This window comes from Reichenbachiella versicolor (assembly GCF_003171675.1).
GTDB lineage: Bacteria > Bacteroidota > Bacteroidia > Cytophagales > Cyclobacteriaceae > Reichenbachiella > Reichenbachiella versicolor.
This window is the reverse complement of record NZ_QFZQ01000003.1, coordinates 45,578-65,275: the sequence shown is the minus strand read 5'-3', so window position 1 is coordinate 65,275 and position 19,698 is coordinate 45,578. Positions and strand designations below refer to the sequence as shown.

The 19,698-nt window shown below is 39.8% G+C and carries 14 protein-coding genes and 1 pseudogene; 8 read left to right on the top strand and 7 right to left on the bottom strand.

The genetic code is table 11. The annotated features are described in order from the left end of the window. Position 1: 1 nt before the first annotated feature. The 8 genes from DKG80_RS08485 to DKG80_RS08455 all read left to right on the top strand — a co-directional run bounded on the left by DKG80_RS08485 (position 2) and on the right by DKG80_RS08455 (position 10,899). Complete coding sequence (locus DKG80_RS08485; RefSeq protein WP_109830908.1) at positions 2–1,144, top strand: CaiB/BaiF CoA transferase family protein; 1,143 nt, start codon at positions 2–4, stop codon at positions 1,142–1,144. A gap of 90 nt (positions 1,145–1,234) precedes the next feature. Further along, positions 1,235–2,008, top strand: coding sequence for an enoyl-CoA hydratase/isomerase family protein (locus DKG80_RS08480; RefSeq protein WP_109830907.1), 774 nt, complete (start codon positions 1,235–1,237; stop codon positions 2,006–2,008). 106 nt (positions 2,009–2,114) lie between these two features. Next, positions 2,115–3,560: an aldehyde dehydrogenase family protein gene (locus tag DKG80_RS08475; protein ID WP_109830906.1), complete on the top strand. Its 1,446-nt coding sequence runs from the start codon at positions 2,115–2,117 to the stop codon at positions 3,558–3,560. Between the two features lie 140 nt (positions 3,561–3,700). Then, positions 3,701–5,167 (top strand): sulfatase family protein, encoded by a 1,467-nt coding sequence (locus DKG80_RS08470; RefSeq protein ID WP_109830905.1) that lies wholly within the window; start codon positions 3,701–3,703, stop codon positions 5,165–5,167. A gap of 169 nt (positions 5,168–5,336) precedes the next feature. After that, positions 5,337–7,847, top strand: a complete 2,511-nt coding sequence (locus tag DKG80_RS08465; protein ID WP_109830904.1) for a sugar-binding domain-containing protein — start codon at positions 5,337–5,339, stop codon at positions 7,845–7,847. 285 nt (positions 7,848–8,132) lie between these two features. Beyond that, positions 8,133–8,510 (top strand): hypothetical protein, encoded by a 378-nt coding sequence (locus DKG80_RS21125; RefSeq protein WP_162555768.1) that lies wholly within the window; start codon positions 8,133–8,135, stop codon positions 8,508–8,510. 195 nt (positions 8,511–8,705) lie between these two features. Continuing rightward, entirely contained in the window at positions 8,706–9,389 is a 684-nt protein-coding gene (locus DKG80_RS08460; protein ID WP_109830903.1) for a hypothetical protein, read from the top strand. A gap of 238 nt (positions 9,390–9,627) precedes the next feature. Next, positions 9,628–10,899 (top strand): IS4 family transposase, encoded by a 1,272-nt coding sequence (locus DKG80_RS08455; RefSeq protein ID WP_162555767.1) that lies wholly within the window; start codon positions 9,628–9,630, stop codon positions 10,897–10,899. Between the two features lie 202 nt (positions 10,900–11,101). Here DKG80_RS08455 and DKG80_RS08450 read toward each other — a convergent pair. The 7 genes and pseudogenes from DKG80_RS08450 to DKG80_RS08420 form a co-directional block, all read right to left on the bottom strand. Further along, a pseudogene (locus DKG80_RS08450) lies at positions 11,102–11,434 on the bottom strand (endonuclease domain-containing protein); the annotation flags it as partial. A 176-nt stretch (positions 11,435–11,610) separates the two neighbouring features. Then, positions 11,611–12,387, bottom strand: coding sequence for a hypothetical protein (locus tag DKG80_RS08445; protein ID WP_109830901.1), 777 nt, complete (start codon positions 12,385–12,387; stop codon positions 11,611–11,613). 46 nt (positions 12,388–12,433) lie between these two features. Then, positions 12,434–15,253 (bottom strand): T9SS type A sorting domain-containing protein, encoded by a 2,820-nt coding sequence (locus tag DKG80_RS08440; protein WP_109830900.1) that lies wholly within the window; start codon positions 15,251–15,253, stop codon positions 12,434–12,436. Positions 15,254–15,313: 60 nt separating this feature from the next. Further along, complete coding sequence (locus DKG80_RS08435; RefSeq protein WP_109830899.1) at positions 15,314–16,456, bottom strand: T9SS type A sorting domain-containing protein; 1,143 nt, start codon at positions 16,454–16,456, stop codon at positions 15,314–15,316. Continuing rightward, entirely contained in the window at positions 16,453–17,493 is a 1,041-nt protein-coding gene (locus DKG80_RS08430; protein WP_109830898.1) for a hypothetical protein, read from the bottom strand. The genes DKG80_RS08435 and DKG80_RS08430 overlap by 4 nt, the downstream gene beginning before the upstream one ends. A 1-nt stretch (position 17,494) precedes the next feature. Continuing rightward, complete coding sequence (locus DKG80_RS08425; RefSeq protein ID WP_109830897.1) at positions 17,495–18,592, bottom strand: hypothetical protein; 1,098 nt, start codon at positions 18,590–18,592, stop codon at positions 17,495–17,497. Continuing rightward, positions 18,589–19,560: a hypothetical protein gene (locus tag DKG80_RS08420; protein WP_109830896.1), complete on the bottom strand. Its 972-nt coding sequence runs from the start codon at positions 19,558–19,560 to the stop codon at positions 18,589–18,591. Before DKG80_RS08420 ends, DKG80_RS08425 begins: the two co-directional genes overlap by 4 nt. Positions 19,561–19,698: the final 138 nt, after the last annotated feature.

The window sequence follows — 19,698 nt, the reverse complement described above, 5'->3', positions numbered from 1 at the left end:
TATGACTAAGCCATTAGAAGGAATCTTAGTACTAGACTTTAGTCAGTTTTTATCTGGTCCATCGGCCAGCTTAAGGTTAGCAGACTTAGGAGCACGTGTCATTAAGATTGAACAACCCAATACAGGAGATATTTGTCGAGAGCTATACATATCTCATGTAGAGATGAATGGAGAGTCTTCGATTTTCCATGCGATCAATAGAAACAAACAAAGCTATCAAGTAGACCTCAAAGACGAGGCTCAACGCAGTAAGGTGTATGAACTCATCAAAAAGGCCGATGTGGTCATGCACAACTTTAGACCAGGCGTCGTAGATCGTCTAGGGATAGATTACGAAACAGTAGCAAGGCTAAACCCTGCCGTAGTGTACGGAGAAATCTCAGGCTACGGCAAGGATGGCCCTTGGAAGGATAAAGCTGGACAAGACTTAGTAGTACAAGCCATCTCTGGATTGACATACTTGAGCGGAAATAATGGTGCTGGTCCAGTACCTATGGGAATCGCCATAGTCGATATGCTCGCAGGTATACATCTAGCCCAAGGCATATTATCCTGTCTTGTCAGAAAAGGTAATACAGGAGAAGGAGGTTTGATAGAAGTAAGCATGCTAGAATCTATCATGGAGCTCCAGTTTGAATCAGTAACTACTTATCACATGGATGGTGGCGAACCTACAGAGCGTACTAAAACCAGCAATGCCCACCCCTATTTAGGAGCTCCTTATGGGATTTACCCAACCAAGGATGGCTATATGGCCCTTGCTATGGGAAGTATTCCGGTTTTAGGAGAATTGATGAGTTGTGACGAATTATTAAGGTTTGAATCATTCGAAAGTTGGTATGACGAACGTGATGAAATCAAGGACATTCTTAGCGGTCATCTAAAGACTCAGCACACACAGCATTGGTTAGATATTTTAGAACCTGCAGACATCTGGTGTGCAGATGTAATGAACTGGGATAGACTACTAGATCAAGAAGCCTTCAAGGTATTGGACATGATTCAAGAAGTAAATATGTCTGACGGATATAAGTATGATACTACTCGCTGTCCGATCAGAATCAATGACGAACTATTGACATCAGCTATTGGTACGCCGAAGCTTGGTGAGCATAATGACGTGATAGAAAAGGAGTTTTTGTGATAAAAAAGAAATCATCACAAGGAAGAATGAGGTGGCAATCTGCCATAACAAAGCAGATTGCCACGCTTCGCTGCTTATGACGAAAAAACGATGGAAAAAGAATTATTAATAAATAAATCCGGAGCAATAGCCACGATCAGCCTCAATAGAGGTCCGGCAAACAGCTACTTCAAAGAATATCTGCAATTGATTTCCTCCACCATTCGAGAAATCAATGCAGATGAAGCTATCAAAGTGATTCTGATCGAAAGTACCTCAGACAAGTTCTTCTGTGCAGGGGCGGATATCAAAATATTCGCATCCAATACGCAAGAAGAAAATAGAGAAATGGTAGTGGCAGCCAGAGAAGTGACTGCAGCAATATCAGATAGTCAAAAGATAGTCATCGCAGCCATCAAAGGACATATCCTAGGAGGAGGACTGGAACTAGCTATGGCTTGTGATATCCGACTAGCAGCAGACGGTCAATATCTAGTAGGTCTACCAGAAGTCAAACTTGGCTTGATGCCCGGTAATGGAGGTACACCTCGTATGATAGATTTACTAGGAGCCAGTAGAGCGATGGAGCTGCTACTTACCGGCAGCAACATCTCGGCCAAACAGGCATTTGACTTTGGGCTATTCAACCAACTTTATACTGTTGAAGAGTTCGAAAGTAAAGTAAAAGAATATGTAAGCGAATTAGCGGCTGGAGCTAGAGAAGCGATGTCAGCCATTAAGCAATATATACAGCGACACAAGGGAATGACACTCGAGGAATCGCTGGAGTATGAGACTAAATCCGTCGATGCATTGTACGACACCTATGATGCTAAAGAAGGGTTTCAAGCCTTTGTAGAGAAACGCAAACCGAATTTTAAATAAGTCCACGGTCTACCGTCAACAGACAACCGTGATCAATAATGTATAACCAGTCTGGTTCATGATTCTACAATAAAATATGGACTATTGACTACAGACTATTAACTAGATGACACACTACCCATGTTATATCAACGGTGAATGGTTAGACTCCAACACCAGAGAAAAAATCGAAGTAGAAAACCCAGCCAACAATGAGATGTATGCTACTGTGACGGCATGTAATGCCGATGATGTACAATACGCTCTAGAGACCTCTGAAAAAGCCCAGTTGACATGGCAGCTACTACCAGCACAGACCCGTGCCAATTACATCTATGCTATTGCCGATCGGTTAAAAGCCGAAAAAGAACACTTTGCCAAACTGCTAGTCCAAGAACAAGGGAAGACTCTGGTAGAAGCAAGATTCGAAGTAGACGACACCATTCGCTACATGACCTATTCCGCAGAAGCGGCTAGAAGAATTCAAGGCTCCATATTTCCTTCAGACCTTGCAGATGAACACCTAGCAATTCACAAAGTACCCTATGGCGTGATGGTTGCTCTTTGCGCATTCAACTATCCCCTTGCACTTATTGGACGAAAGCTAGGACCCGGATTGGCTACAGGAAATACGGTGATTATCAAACCTCACGAATTGACTCCTACTACAGCCTCGGAGTTTTGTAGACTAGTAGACGAAGCTGGATTACCAAAAGGCGTAGTCAATATGGTAGCGACCAAAGATGTGGCGACTGCTGCCAAACTGGTAGAAAGCCCTATTACCAAATTGATCAGTCTCACAGGTAGTACCAATGCCGGACGAGCTATGTACCGAGCTGCCGCTAATAACATCACAGGTATGATCCTAGAGCTAGGTGGCAAAGCGCCATTCATTGTACTGGATGATGCTGATGTCGACAAAGCCGTAGAAGCAGCTGTCATATCCAGATATGCCAACTGTGGACAAGTATGTATCTGCAATGAAATGGTCATGGTGCATGAAAAAATCGCTGATGAGTTTACTGAAAAACTGATCAAACGAGCACAGCAAGTTACCGTCGGAGACCCAATGGATGAAAGCATCAATATGGGACCTAATGTAAGTACAGCTGGTTTGGATAGAGTCGCTAAACTCGTTGACGACAATGTGACCGCTGGAGCAGAAGTAGTACTCGGAGGCGGACGTCCAGATGGCGCTATGTTCGAAAATGGCAACTGGTATGCCCCAACTGTATTAGCCAATGTCAAAGATGGTGACCCTACGGTCCAGTCAGAACTGTTTGCACCAGTAATGCCAATCATGAAGGTCTCTGGATTTGAAGAAGCACTTCAGCTCACCAACAAGCGCGAAGAAGGATTGTCGGCCTATTTGTACACCAACAATTACAAGACACACTTCAAAGCGATCAACGAACTACAAGTCGGTACGATATTCATCAACAAGCACATCGTGGGATACATCCAAGGGTACCACTCAGGTCACAAGACCTCAGGTGTAGGAGGTGAAGACGGTATCTACGGTATCGAGGATCACATGCAGAAAAGAACCATTTATATGGATTATTCTGAATAATAATAGACCGTCCGTCATGAGCAAAGCGCAATGACCCTAAAGAATTCCCCCTTTGAATGGGGCAAGGGGGATGATCGGCATTTCAAATACACTAGATATTTTAAGTCGGTTGTCCTCCTCAACTACAAAAACGATAAAAAATGAAAACCCTTCTAAGAAATACCGCATCGATCATCCTAATTGCCTTAACGGTGATCAGCTGCGCAGAAAAACCAAAAAAGTCACAAGAACCTCAAGAACCACTGAACATTGTCTGGATCAATTCAGATGACCTTGGACGTGAACTATCTTGCTATGGTCACCCAGCAGTACAAACTCCAAATATCGATCAATTGGCGGCGCAGGGTGTTCAATACAACAACGCCTACTCCAATGCACCTGTGTGCTCAACGAGTCGATCATCATTGATCACTGGAATGTACCCTACTACCATCAACTGTCAAGATCACCGTACGATTGACATGACGAATTTGCCGGATGGCATCAAGCCTATCACCGAATACTTCAAAGAAGCAGGGTATTTCATCGCCAACGGTAGCGGCAAAGACTACCTCAAGAAGGGTGGTAAAAGAGACTATAATTTCATCCCAGATATCAAGTACGATGGCAAAGACTGGAGCGAGCGCGCCGAAGGACAACCATTTTTCGCGCAAGTACAAATCAAGTACCCACACCGTACCTTTAATAAAGATGAAAACAACCCTGTCAACCCTGACGATGTGGTATTGCCAAAATGCTACCCAGATCACCCACTATTGAGAGCTGACTGGGCACTATACCTAGAGTCAGTACAGCGATGTGATGATATCGTAGGATGGGTCATGAAAAGACTTGAAGACGAGGGCTTGGCAGACAATACTGTCGTATTCTTCTTCGGAGATCATGGTCGCCCACACCTGAGAGACAAACAGTTTTTGTACGAAGGAGGACTTCAGATTCCACTAATCGTCAGATATCCTAAAAACCTGCCAGCAGGTAAAGTAGACGAACGTCTGGTAAGTCTGGTGGACGTCATGGCTACTACTATGGATATAGCTGGGTTTAAAGCGCCTTATGACCTCCACGGTAAAGTATTCATCGGTGACAATCAGGAAAAAAGAGATTACGTCTATGGCTTTCGCCAAAGAGCAGGTGACGCAGCTGATGGCATCAGAAGTATCACAGACGGTCGCTACAAGCTTCTTTGGAACCTATACCCTGACAGACCTTGGATGCAGTTGTCAAGCTATAAGCGTGCTGAATACCCTGCATTCACGCTATACCGAGTACTAGACAAACAAGGCAAACTAGAAGCTCCATACAACCTATTCATGGCTGATAGTAGACCAGAGTTTGAACTCTATGATCTACAAAACGACCCTATGGAACATAACAACCTCGTAGAAAATGAAGAGTATGCCGAACAACTCAGCGAACTCAAATCTCTACTGGTAGAGAATGTAAAAGTCTTTGATCAAAACATGGTATTGGAAAATCCAGCGACTACGAAAAAAGGGCAAGATGCTTCATTGAGTTACTTCAAAAAGAAGATGAAACGAATCGGTCTTCCTGGTGATGTAAGCGACGAAGAGTTACTTGCCTACTGGGAAAAGACTTTGCTTAAATAATAACCTGAATCATAAAAACATCAGCGCCATCGTGAAGAGGAACTGCGCAACCATATTTCAGAGTATAGCAATACGTTATTGAATATATAGCAGGCTCTCTTCACAGTGACGAATTGGAAACATTTTCCATACTTTTATCCTATTGACTCATTTTCTAGAACACGATCGTATGATACAATTCAAAAAGATATCCCCTCTACTAATCGCCTCTCTTTTAGTCGTGCATTTAGGCTATTGTCAAAACGAAATCATCAATTTCAATAAAGACTGGAATTTCATACTCGATGAGTACAAAGAGTTTTCAGAATTGGACTATCAAAACCCAAACTGGGAAAAGCTCAATGTCCCGCATGACTGGAGTGTATCGCTACCATTTGACTCCGCAGGTGGTGAAGGGTGCACCGGATACCTACCCGGAGGTATAGGCTGGTACACGAAAGAGTTTGAATTGGATACCAAAGCCGATCAGAAGGTATATCTATACTTTGATGGAGTATATAATCACTCCGAGTATTGGCTCAACGGACAGAAAATTGGAAACCATGTCTATGGATATACTCCGCACTTCTTTAACATCACTCCTTACCTTAAGAACAATAATCAATTGGTCGTGAAGGTAGACCGCACGCGTATCGCAGACTCTCGATGGTACACTGGATCAGGAATATATAGAGATGTAAAACTGATCGTACAGAGTGATTTGAGTATCCCAATCTGGGCAACGTTTGTGACTACACCTTCTGTATCCAAAGACAAAGCGGCTATCAATATTGACTACCAAATTTCAAACGACAACAAGAAGACGCGTAACCTAGAGGTAGAATACAAGATCATTGACAGCTCCAACAAGATCGTCCAAAGTGCTAGTGAGAAGCTGAAGGCTAAGTCAGGAACCAGTTCTTTCGGCCATCAGCTATCATTGACCAATCCCAAACTGTGGGGAGTTGATGAGCCGAATCTCTACACGGCTCGGGTGACGATCAAAGAAAAAGGCATAGTCAAGCACATTGAAAATACCAGATTTGGTATCCGATCCATCAGATTTGATGTCAATAAAGGATTCTTCCTCAATGACGAAAACATGAAAATCAAGGGCGTTTGTATCCACCACGATGGTGGAGCAGTAGGCGCAGCAGTACCTAAGGAAGTATGGCGACGAAGATTAGAACTACTCAAAGAAATGGGCTGTAATGCTATCCGTATGGCTCACAATCCTTCTTCGGACGAACTCCTAGACCTGTGTGATGAAATGGGATTTCTCGTACAAGACGAATTCTTTGATGAATGGCAATACCCAAAAGACAAGCGTCAAAACAAATGGGACCGTCATGATGACTACGAGTCACGTGGCTACGGAGACTACTTCAACGAACTTGCCGAAACGGATCTCAAGCATACCGTATTGGCTCACCGAAATCACCCAAGTATCTTCCAATGGAGTATTGGCAACGAGATCGAATGGACATTCCCTAGTAACAGACCCGCCAGTGGATTCTTTGACAACATAGACTGGACGGGGGCTTACTTTTGGTCTCCTACTCCATTTAGCCGAGAGCGAATTAGAGCTGAGTATGCCAAGCACTCTGTGAACGAAATCAAAGTCAGAGATGTAGCTAAGAATTTGGAAGACTGGACGAAAACCTATGACACCACCAGACCTATCATTGCTAATTGTATCCTTCCTTCTGTCAGTTTGGAAAATGGCTACGCCGATGCGCTAGATATCGTAGGGTTTAGTTACCGCAGGGTCATGTATGACTATGCACACAAACTCTACCCCAACAAAGTCATCATGGGTACTGAAAACCTACCTCAGTGGCATGAATGGAAAGCCATCATGGAAAGAGACTTCGTATCGGGGACATTCCTATGGACTGGGTTCGATCACATGGGTGAAGTAAACGGTAGATGGCCTTCCAAGTCCAGCCCTGTTGGGCTGATGGATCAGGCTGGATTCCCTAAGCAAGGGTACCACATGTATCGATCGCTTTGGTCGGACGAACCGTACCTCAACATCTCTACTCAACACAAAGACAGTATCTACTACCTCGAAAAGCAGGTAGGGCTAGTCAAAGACAAAAGACCTGAAGCATGGGACAAAAGATATTGGTATCGAAATGCCCGAAACGAACACTGGAACTACTCTCAGGACGAGGAAGTTTATGTAGAAATCATCTCTAATTGCCCTGAAGTAGAACTTTTCCTCAATGGAAAGTCTCTTGGCAAAAAGACACTAGACCAATTCCCAGATAGAACCTACAAATGGTATGTACCCTTCCAAGAAGGTACTATCTCTGCTGTAGGTATGAAAGATGGACAAAAGGTCTCTTATCAAATTACCTCCTCAGGTACTCCAGCTGGTATTCAAGCGACTATCGATAAGTCTAGTTTGAAAGATGGTGAAGTAGCTCACCTTATCATCCAGCTATTAGATGCTAATGGCAATGCTGTGAGACATTCTAATAAAAGGATTGAATTTGAACTACCGAAAGGACTTAGCAATCTAGGAGTAGACAATGGACACTACAGAAGCACACAAACTTACAGTGCCTCATCAGTAGTCACAGACAAAGGACGAGCACTGATGGTCATAAGAGCTGAAGACTTAAAAGGAGATGCAGAAATCAAGGTAAAAGGAAACGGTTTGAAGACTGCTTCTGTCAAAATAAGTGTGAAGTAACAGGCCTCGTGTTGATGACTTACATTGTCACGAAATCATGGTTATCATGCCATATAGCATCGAAAGAATCTAGGTACATCATCTTAGCGTTCGCTTGAAAAGCACATAGAAGTCTAGCTCTGTGCTTTTCAATAGCTGTTATTCATGATGTACTTCAAATATTCCCATCAAACGTAGCAATCTGTTCATAGAACCCATATTTTATCAGGACAGATTGCTACATTACCCATGCAAGGATGAATTTTATAGATTCTTAGACAACATTTCATCAACCAAGGGTTACATGTGATCAACCAGACGTTACATTTCATCAACCAAGCATTACATGTGATCAACCAGACGTTACATCTCATCAACCAGACATTACATGTGACCAACCAGACGTTACATCTCATCAACCAAGCATTACATGTGATCAACCAGACGTTACATCTCATCAACCAAGCATTACATGTGACCAACCAGACGTTACATCTCATCAACCAAGCATTACATGTGATCAACCAGACATTACATGTGATCAACCAGACGTTACAATTCATCAACCAGACATTACATGTGATCAACCATGAGGCTCCTGAAATAGTTGACACAAAAAGTGTCGATAATGAAAGAAGGGCTAAAAAGAGAAGACTTATCGAAGTACAAAAATTCGGGAGGTAATTATAAGGAAGCTTTCAGTATATGGTCATCCAAAGATCACATGGCTATGTTCTTTGAGCCTATTGATATTTCTATGCATTCGATATGACGTACTAATTCTTAAAAAACGTTAAATCAACATCTTTTCTTGTCATTAAAACCGTTACCGACTACTTTCAGGCCAGTTAAATAATTTTTCAATACAAATTTATATCTATGAGACGTAATTATAACCTTTCCGATGATGAGCTGGTTCAATATGGCTATACCGTACTGGAGCACCTCAATTCTGATTTGCCTGACTTCACATCTATGGACGCTGACCTTAATGAAGATAAAAGAAGTGATCTAGCTGCCAAGATTGAAGTAGCACTGAGGGATGGAGGCGATGAGGCCAACAAATCTGAAATCGGACAGAAAACCGAGACTTTATTGTCTGAAATGAGCAATGCCCGAAAACTGTACAATCAACTTCGATATTGGGTACTGAAAACCTACCCTAGAAGCAAAGCCATTCAAAGACAGTTTGGAATCGGTAGATTTACCAAAGTATCTAGAAACCAAACCTCTTTAATCGGCTTCTTCTATGAGCTGTCTGAAACTGTGAAGCAGTATATGACAGAATTGACAGCTGCTGGTGCTACTGAAGCTTTTCTCAATGAAGTCATCGCTCAGGCTGACAAAATGAAGAACGCAGAGGTACAGCAGGAAGTAGTCAAAGGTAACAGAACCGTAAGCACAGCCGAGCGTATCGGTAGACTCAATGAGATCTATGATATTCTTAGAGAGTTCAACGCCGCAGCTGAGTTCACCTACTTTGCCCAACCCGAAAAGCGTGAGTTTTATAGAACTCCCGCCGGTACTCCTTCGGTAGAAGAGGAAGAGAGTTTGGAGGCATAAAGACTATATATTAATTTGGTTAAATGAAGGCACGCTTGTAATAGCGTGCTTTTTTTGTGTCATCTATTTAGGTGATTTCACTCTTTTTAATCCCCCCTGCCCCCTTGACCAATGCTATTAAGCTAAGGAATAAAAAGCCGACTAAGTATTCCCTTAGTCGGCCACCTCTAAGTAAATTAGAGGTAATAAAAATACGTAATAATGAAAGTAAACAACGAAAATCAAAAGACGGAGAACTTTGGCGGTTCTTCAAAAAAAACTCTTTGATTTTATCAGTAACCCTGAGACAGAGCTCAAATACAAGCAATCACCCAAAGACTTTTCCAGAACATCTAAATTGTCCTTTCAAGCGGTTGTCGGAAGTATTCTTCATCTGTTCAAGGAATCAGTTGAATATAATCTACATGTTGTCTTACCTTCTCTTTGCGCTCAACATGTTACAGGTAGTGCCTTTTCTCAGGCCAGATATAAGGTTAAGAGTTTGTTTTTTAATGATTTGCTTACCCTATTAAAAAACTCTTATCAGTGCTTAGATAAGAAGCTTTGGAAGGGTTACCTCTTGCTCGCAGGAGATGGCAGTACGCTTAACCTGCCAGCATCCGATGATATATCAGAGAAATTTGGTATCCATGCTACCAATAACTTGGGTATAAACAGATACTTGGCTCGAATATTCTTTCTCTATGATGTACTCAACGATTATGTGGTAGAGAGTAAGTTGTCGGTGATGAAGCAAGGAGAGAAAACACTGCTAGAGCAATGCCTACCTGAGCAAAGTGAAGGTGATGAAATGATTATTCTGGATAGAGGATTTGGTAACTTTTGCATGATCAAAGAATTAACAAAGAGGTCTTTTCAATATTGTATTAGACTGGGGGTGGACAACTCAAACTTCGCCAAAAGAGCGATGGAAGACGAGCGATCAGACTATGTGACAAACTGGATACCAAGTCCAAAAGAAAAAGAAAACTGTCGAAAAAATGGCTTAGACTCAGATCCCATACTGGTACGAGTAACCAAAATCAGGCTTAGCTCAACAGAAATGGAATTACTCATAACAAGTCTCCATGACCAGAGAACTTATACTAAAGATGATTTAAAAGAACTCTATCACCTTAGGTGGGGAGTCGAAGAAGGGTTCAAGAACTTAAAACCCAAAATGAAAATAGAACATTTTGGATGTAAGAAAACAGAAGGTGTGTATCAGGAGTTCTACGCTCATATTTTTCATATCAATATGATATCCTTGCTAGGAATAGCTTGCCAAAAGGGCATAAAGAAGAAAATCTCCAAACGAAAAATAAACTACAAGTTCAATTGGAAAAATGCCTATAGATTCCTCAGAGCAAATGTTATCAAGCTTCTGTTTCAGAACAACCCTAAAAAACTCGTTGATGACCTTATATCCAAAATAACCAATTCTCTAATCGCAGTAAAACCCAATCGGCAATTTGCCAGAGACACAAGAAACCTTAACCGACGCAACAGAATATCCCAATTCAATAAGTAAGCCTAGAAAAGACTACTCATATTGCCCCAATAACCGCTACATCTAAAATCTGATGGATATGAATGCCTATACTTAACCTTTAGCCTCACACAGGTTTCAAAAACATAAGCACTCGGACCTTTTGATTCAAAGCAATATTCTATCCTTAGCTTAATAGCATTGGAAAGGGGGCTAGGGGGATTGAAAATGAGTAAAAGACAAATCAATCATCCTCATATTCCTCAATATAATTTTCAATGACCCTTAGCACATTAGACATGTCATTTTTGACTTCAAGATCATCGAAGCGAATTACTTTTAATCCAATAGCCTCTAGTTCTTGTTGACGCTTTTGATCATAGGTAGCCATTTCTTCATGAGCGTGAGAAGCTCCATCAATTTCTATGACCAGATTGAGAGATTTGCAGTAAAAATCAACAATGTAGTTCAGAATAGGTTTCTGTCGGTTGAATTTATGTCCGAACATATTACCAGCACGAAGGTATCCCCACAGTAGAACTTCAGAAAGTGTAGAATCGTTTCGAAGCTTTCGTGCTTTGTCCTTAAGATTCTAATTGTAAGGTAAGTAGGCCATTCGTGGTTTTGTATTTAGATATAAAAAGGGAGAGGATTCCTTTATTGATAAAATGATTTTATAAAAAAACTCCCTCGTTCAAATACGAGGGAGTCAATAAATCAAAATGTTTGTTTAAAACGCTTAATCAGGGTTAATTACTTACTCTTAAGCTCTTGAACCTCTTCTTGCAGTTCCTTGATCGTTTTATTTTGTTCGATCAAGTAGAGAGTCAGTTCTTCGATTTTTTGGAGGAGTTTAGCATCCATCTCTCCCAGAGAAATGCCATCCGCTTCTACCTCTGCAGCACTTGGAATATCAGGTAAATGACCCTTTTCAGAGATATATGATTCCACTTCATTTAGTTCACGTAGTTCATAGTCTTCTTCAAATACGAAGTCTGACCAACCACTAAGTGTTACTTTTATCTCTTTGGCAGTCAATCCATTTTTATCAATCTTGACCTGCTTTTCATTTCCAATTTTAAAGTAGACTGCTCTAGTATTACTCTGACTTTTACCTGCATTTAATATAATATCACTAAAAGGTGCATCGAATAACCAATCTCCATGATTTTCATCTCGCTTATATGATTTGATCAGGTTAGTACTACCTCCTACCCCTCCTACATTAAAGTGCATTCCATGTTTACTGATATACACTCTGTTCTTTGATCCTACATTAAAATAGATGTTTCTTGGGTTATTTTCATTTATTCCAGCATTGATATAGATACTACTGTATGGGGCTTGAAATTTCCATTCTCCCTGAGTATTTGACAATTTTCTAGAGCTTATCTCATTAGGTCTACCTCCTACTCCTCCAGCTGGAAAGAGTATTTTATAGTTAGACATATTTATATCTTGATTCTGAGTCTGTGCCATCAAGGCACTTCCTGATAGACACAATAGTGTCAATACTATTAGCTTTTTCATTTTGTTCTTTTTGTTAGTTGTTAATTCAGCAATTAGATTTTTTAAATTATTTATTAATGGCTAGCCGTTCAACTTTTTGAAAATCTGTACCTGTTGCCTCCAAAAAGTAAATACCCGTTTCCAAATTGGATAAATCCATAATACTTTGTAAACCTGTGTGTTTAGCAAATTGTACCTTTTGACCTTTAATGTTATAGATCACTATATCAGCAGATTGGATATCATTAGAAAATGAAACTTTGATGTAATCTTGATCTAATGGATTAGGGTATATGGTCATTTTCAAATCCTGATCCAAACCTGTATTTGTATCTGCTAAAGATGATCCATCCCTATCTATCAATATCACCTTCGAATAGGACGTAGTGACTCCATCTTCAAATGAGGATTCCAAATTGATAGTATACAAACCATCTTCATATCTGCTATCAATTGTAATCTGGTTTCCTGATTCATAGTATACCTGATCACCTTTTGAAATTTCCCAATCAAAAGTGGCTTGATCACTTATTAAAGCTTCATACTGTTGATCATCATTGTCTCGTATTACTGTTGTTCCAGCAATTCTAGGGTTGGGATGATAGGACTGTGTGAGCTCACGAGCATTGTTCGCTGTGAGTGTGGGAATACTTGTTGTGAGTCTAGCTCCTTTCTGAATATGAACCCCTGGTCTAAAAACTATAGACTGACTTTCTAGATTCAATTCGCCACCGCTAAGAACTACTACTGGACCAACAGGTATATTCTTACCTACATGATCTAATGCATCTACATTTTCTCCTATAGTGATTTCATCTAATGCCTGGATCCCCACTGATGAAGAGATCGTTTTATTTTGAAGAAAAAAATCTTCCAACATTATTTCTCTCTCGACTACTTGATCAATCAAATCCTGCTCTATTGCAACATGAGGATCATTTGTATTGTCAGCATATATATCATCGAAGGGTGTGTAATTATTATTGATAAGAAAGTCCTTATTGCCATTGAACATGAACATGCTATAATTAGGCGTATTATAATCCAAATCAATAGAACTTACACTTGGTACAAAACTGAACTTATCTATCAAAATTCCATTTTCTTGTCCGAGCTGCATTATACCTCCTGGCACGTCTTCTCGAGCTAATGGATCTTGAGCACTTGTATAACCCTTCTTGTCTGTCGTTTCAACACAATTAATATCAATAGTTACTTGAGAAACTTTTTGGTTAGCCTGATTAATGCTAGTCGACCAAATATCAACATTTAGTTTGGTCCAGTTTGAGCAAAAAATACCAGGTTGAGCACCAAAAGGGCCCTGTTTATTTCCTTTATAATAATCAACCATATGATCCCCAGGACTGAAACCAAGTCCTATTCCATTACTACTTCCATTGATCATAGCTACATTTCTTGATATCGATGGATATCCGACATTTTGCAGGTGGGACATCAACTCGTTATATCTTGGATTATTGCTACCAAAAGAAATATGCTTTCTAAGCATTGATTTGGCTGCTGCCGAATGCCAACTTGCCCTAGCACCATTAATATTGTTCAAATCATTCCCGACACCTACTACTGTTCCTAGATTTAATGTCACTCCAATCGGCATAAATAATCTCAACCTCAGAACTGCTTCTACAAATTCGACTAAATCTATATCCTGAATATTATCTAATGTGGTTTGAAGTCCCATCGGTACATTGGCTCCTTTGTGAGGAGAGTCAAATGAAACATATAATCTCAATTGATGATCATAGCCTTCTTGTTCCAACTCTGCTAAGGCAATTCGTGATACCAGTCCCCCCATACTCTGACCTATTATCACACCACTATAATTTCCAGATTTCTCTTGATTGATTCGCTTGATCAAGTCCTTGATCACTTGAGCATTGCTAACCAACGGTTGATTATTATTTTTAAAATCTACAATAACGATATCATATCCATGATTTCTTAATTCACTGAACAATGGTCCATTCCATGTTTCTACATGTTTATCAAGATTTTTTTCAGCGAACCCTCCTACATTAAACCCTTCTACAAACAAGACTGGTTTATCAAATTCATCACCGTCACTATAAATCGTGTTTCTCCCGCTCAAAACTCTCACATTGGCGTCGGCATTACTAAACTCATTCATGTTTACGACTCTACCATTACTAGCTGAGTTGGTAAGGTCTGATCGAATTGCCGAAACATCTTTTACCACAATCATTGAATTCGTATACAAAGTATCCGATGGTAGAATTAACCTAAATGATATGGCCTTTTCTCCTTCTGACATGTACTGCTGTTTGATAGGTTGATTCACTTGGATAGATCTATATCCCTTACCATCTCCAAAATCCACCTCCATAAAATCTTCTTTTTCATAGATGTTGGACAAGATATCATCGGACTCTAGTATAAAATCGACTTCTAGACTATTGACCTCACTCTGCTTTGGGGCCAAACTCAATATGGTAGATTGAGTAAGGGTTGGTTTATAGCTGTTATCATCGTAGAACTTACTAAGCTCTTCATTTTCTATATAATCACCCTTATATAGTAACAACTCAAGAGCACAAGTACCTTCGTCACCACTAACTACTGATGTCGCAGGTGCTGTTTGAAAATTTGCTTTGCTAGCATCAATAATTGACCTTATTACTTTCTCTTTCAAAGCATAATGTCCGATACCATCTGAAAAATATCCAGGAAAGTCATTGATATGCTGAGGGGTTGATAATACGAACCCTTTGTTAAATAAAACTCCTGTCTTAACTCGGCTATCATCTATCTGCTCCAATAGCTGATAATACTCTTCCAAGTTTTGAGAATATGATAGAGTACATTGTCCTATGAGTATCAGGGCAACAATTATGTGTTTTAGTTTCATTACTGATTAATTTTTTAGGTTAAAAAAACTCCCCTCCGAAACGAAGGGGAGTAAGTAAGATTATTCTACTACAACTCGTCTGATTTCATCAAACTCATTCGTAACGGTTCTTAAGAAATAGATACCCGGTCTAAGACCTGAAACATCTATGACCTTGGATTGCGCCCCCGCAGACAACTCCGGATCTGAATCTTCATAGACTGGTCGACCCTGAATGTCTGATACCACTACTCTCAAACTAGATTCTTCTTCTAATCCAAAGTCTAGGAATAGCACGGAGTTAGTTGGATTGGGGTGAAGCGACAAACTAGTAAGAGCAGAATAATCTTTATCAACCGGAACTTCTTCAATCATAGTTTGATCTTCGACAAGACCTAACTCTTTTGTAACTTCTAAACTTCGTGCGTTATTATATGCATTAAGTTGAGAACAAGAAAGTTTGTGCGGACGAGGAACTGTTTTTAAATGAAGTTTTACCGTTGAATTTTCAGGCTTATAGCTAAAACCATCGATAAGAGAAAAACTCAATTTTTCATACTCATGTGATTTATAACCATCAAGTTTATAGTCAAAAGGTTTGGGAGAAGCATATTTATCAAAGTAAGCATATCGTTCCTCATCACTTGGGTATTGACGATACCCTACTGAAACCTCGGTCTTCCAACAAGTATTCTCAAGTTTATATTTTGGTAATAGTTTATCAAAATTAAAATCTGTTTTAAGCTTTTCATTCGCTTCATTTATAAACTCCTTTACCTTGATGATTTCATTCAAGGCACTACCACTTTGAACATATAACTGAGCCGTATAATCTGAAATGCCTTCTGTAGTAGGTATCTCAACATCAATTTTTTTTGAATAAAGACAACCTGCTAACTTGCTACAGTTCGACTTATCTAATTTGGATTTAGCTGTTCCTACAATTTTATTACCTTTCATTACAACAATAAAAGCACCATGTCCAAAGTATTTACCCTCATCGTCACCTGAAACCTCAATCGAAAACCTAATTTTGAATTTTTCATCAGGTTGACATTTCTGTTTGAGATAAAAATCTCCTAGCAACCGATACTCAAGTGTATGTCCATGTACTTCAGTAACTTTAAACGTCTGAACAGTTCCATGATCTCCATAGTAATTACATGCTTTTGAAACAAAAAAGGAGCTTAAATTCAAAATTAATAATACAAACAATACTCTCATCTCTCTTCTAATTTTTTAATTCTTTCTAATAGTTCTATTTGATGTAGGGTAAGCTCCTCAATCTTCTTGAGAAGTAGTAAGTTCATCTCTGTCAGGTTCATACCATTCTCAGACATTTCAACGGCAGATGGTACTTCTGGGAGGTGCTTGTTGGCTTGGATATAAGATTTAGTATCTTCTAAGGAGCGAAGATCGTAGTCCTCTTCGAAGACGTAATCAGGGACGTCTGGAACATTAGTATCTACTAGTACTTCTTCACAGTGAATCGTTCCATTGACTGCGAGTAGAGCGTCTGGGTTAGTAGTTCCGATGCCTACATACCTTCCAAGCATATGTATTTCTCCATGTGAGGAAGTTTCAATTTTAATATCATGATCTTTTCTTCCTTTGATGACTGTATCAAACCCCTCTACCCCAATTAATGGTTGTAACAAACCAATTGGTTGGTCGAGTTTTGCATATAAAAATGAATTGTAGCCTTGCAATGCGATATTACCTGCTACTCCTACTTCCATTTCTGGATTAGTGGTGCCAATACCTACCTTATGCCCTAGAAGATGCACTTCTCCATGGCCTGTTGTTTGAATTTTTATTTCATGATTGTTTCTACCTTTAATGACCGTATTAAAGCCTTCTACACCGATTAAGGGCTGTAACAAACCAATTGGCTGATCGAGTTTTGCATATAAAAATGAATTGTAGCTTTCAAGTGCAATACTCCCTCTTACTGATAACTCATGTTGTGGATTTACTACTCCTATGCCTACATTTCCTCCTTCCGTTTGCAACAATAAAGGCTTAGAATCTAAACTCCCTAAGTATGATGCACCTGATAAGGATTGAATAGCAAGTCTGTTTCCACCATCTGGTGAGTGTATTTCGAGTAACCCTCTATCTCCTGAATTGTATTTGATAATAACGCCTTTATTACCAAAGTGTAGACTACCGGTATTGTCCGATCCTAGATTATTTATCTGTGCTTTAGAACTGATTGACAATACAATCAGACCTATTATTAAGCTTAGTTTTTTGTTCATATTATTTGGATTCTAAATGTTCTAGTCTTGATTTTAATTTTTGATTCTCCTCATTAATAGAGATCACATGTAGCGTGAGCTCCTCGATCTTCTTGAGAAGTAGTAAGTTCATCTCCGTCAGGTTCATACCATTCTCAGACATTTCAACCGCAGATGGTACTTCTGGGAGGTGCTTGTTGGCCTGGATATAAGATTTAGTTTCTTCTAAGGAGCGTAGATCATAATCCTCTTCGAAGACATAGTCTGGAACTTGATCTACATTAGTATCTACTAGTACTTCTTCGCAGTGAACCTGACCATTTGTCTCGATGTCTGTACAGTGAATGGTTCCATTGACTGCTAGTAGAGCGTCTGGGGTGGTGGTTCCGATACCTACTCTCCCTGCAGTAAAGTAAGAATCGCCATACCCTCTGATATTTACTGTCAAATCTCCGTCAACGTCAGTAGCTCCTAAAAAACCACCTCCGCCATGAGCTCCCATCTTAGCATAGGTACTATTTTTCGCAGCTCTGATTTCAGAAGTAGTTTCTTTAGAATGAACTTCTAATGTATAACTCGGATCCTGTACACCTATACCTACATTACCTGCGTTGAAATAACTTTTTCCATATCCTCGGATATTTACAGTTAGCTGGCCATTTTCATTAGTAGCCCCCATGTAACCGCCTAAATTGAAACTTCCGATCTTAGTAAAAGCACTAGATCTTTGTACCCTAACTTCAGCGTTTGGTCCCGTTTCAGTTTTGACATGAATATTATGCTCTGGGGTCTCGGTTCCAACTCCTATATTATTGGCCCAATAAAAGTTTTTAGATCTCACTCCAAAGTGACCTAGTTTGGTAGGAGAAGTAGTGGAAAAGAAGTTTTTGGAATCAAATTCTACAATATCCAAATTCAAGTGAGAATTCCATTTAAAACCTATTCCATAACTCTCTTGCTCCCCAATTACAAGCATTGGCTTGTTTGCAGTATTATCCCCATTTACGGATAAAACATTATCTCTATTTCCTTTGAATTTTACATCACCATAGTGGTCAGCTTGTGCAAAGACTCCTAAAGCACAAACACTCATTGAAAGGGTTAATAATAATTTTTTCATTGTTTCAATTTGTTAAGTTCAACTTTCATTTTAGACATTTCTTCTTGTTGTCTGATCACATGCAGCGTCAGCTCCTCGATCTTCTTGAGAAGTAGTAAGTTCATCTCTGTCAGGTTCATACCATTCTCGGACATTTCAACCGCAGAGGGTACTTCTGGGAGGTGCTTGTTGGCTTGGATGTAAGATTTAGTTTCTTCTAAGGAGCGTAGATCATAATCCTCTTCGAAGACATAGTCTGGAACTTGATCTACATTAGTATCTACTAGTACTTCTTCGCAGTGAACCTGACCATTTGTCTCGATATCTGTACAGTGAATCGTTCCATTGACTGATAGTAAAGCGTCTGGGTTAGTAGTTCCGATGCCTACTCTTCCAAAGTGGTCGATTCTCATTCTCTCAAAAAATTTATCCTTACCGTCTTCCGTAAAAAAAAGAAGGCTTCCTCTATTAGTACCTGTATACATACCGGCAATTTTACTCGACCCGTCAAATCCGGTAAACTTTAGTTCAGCCATAGTAACATTAACTTGATTTGTACTAGGACCTGTTTTATAGACATGTAATTGTTCCCACAATTCAGTTCGGCCGCTGTTTTGCACTACAAATTTGTCATTTACATTGATTGCCTTGCTATCCCATCTCCAGATATTACCATCATTCCATTGCTGTCCTCCTTCGATGTACAGTAAGCCTTTACCATAGTTAGCTTTATCACCAAACGGGTTACCTTCACCTGTAATATTCCGGGCACTGATCGTGAGTCCTCTTCCATCAACACCCCATCTATCCCCATCTACATTAATTGTAGCAACAGAATTACTTGATCCTGGTTTAAAGCTTCTTACATGTAGTTTGGATTCAGGGTTAGTTATACCAATTCCTACAAAACCAGTTGGCCCTATTTTGTTATCCTGCGATTTTGCGACTAGGGATAAAAAGACGATTAATAATGTATAAAAGTGTTTCATGTGATGTGATATTAAGCTCACAACCACAGCTACGAGTGATCCATGATACGACCGAAAGTATGCCTAAGGACTCAAAAAGAAGGGAATAGTGTCAGGCAATTACGATAAATACAAGGGGCTAGTAGAAGTGTGTTATAA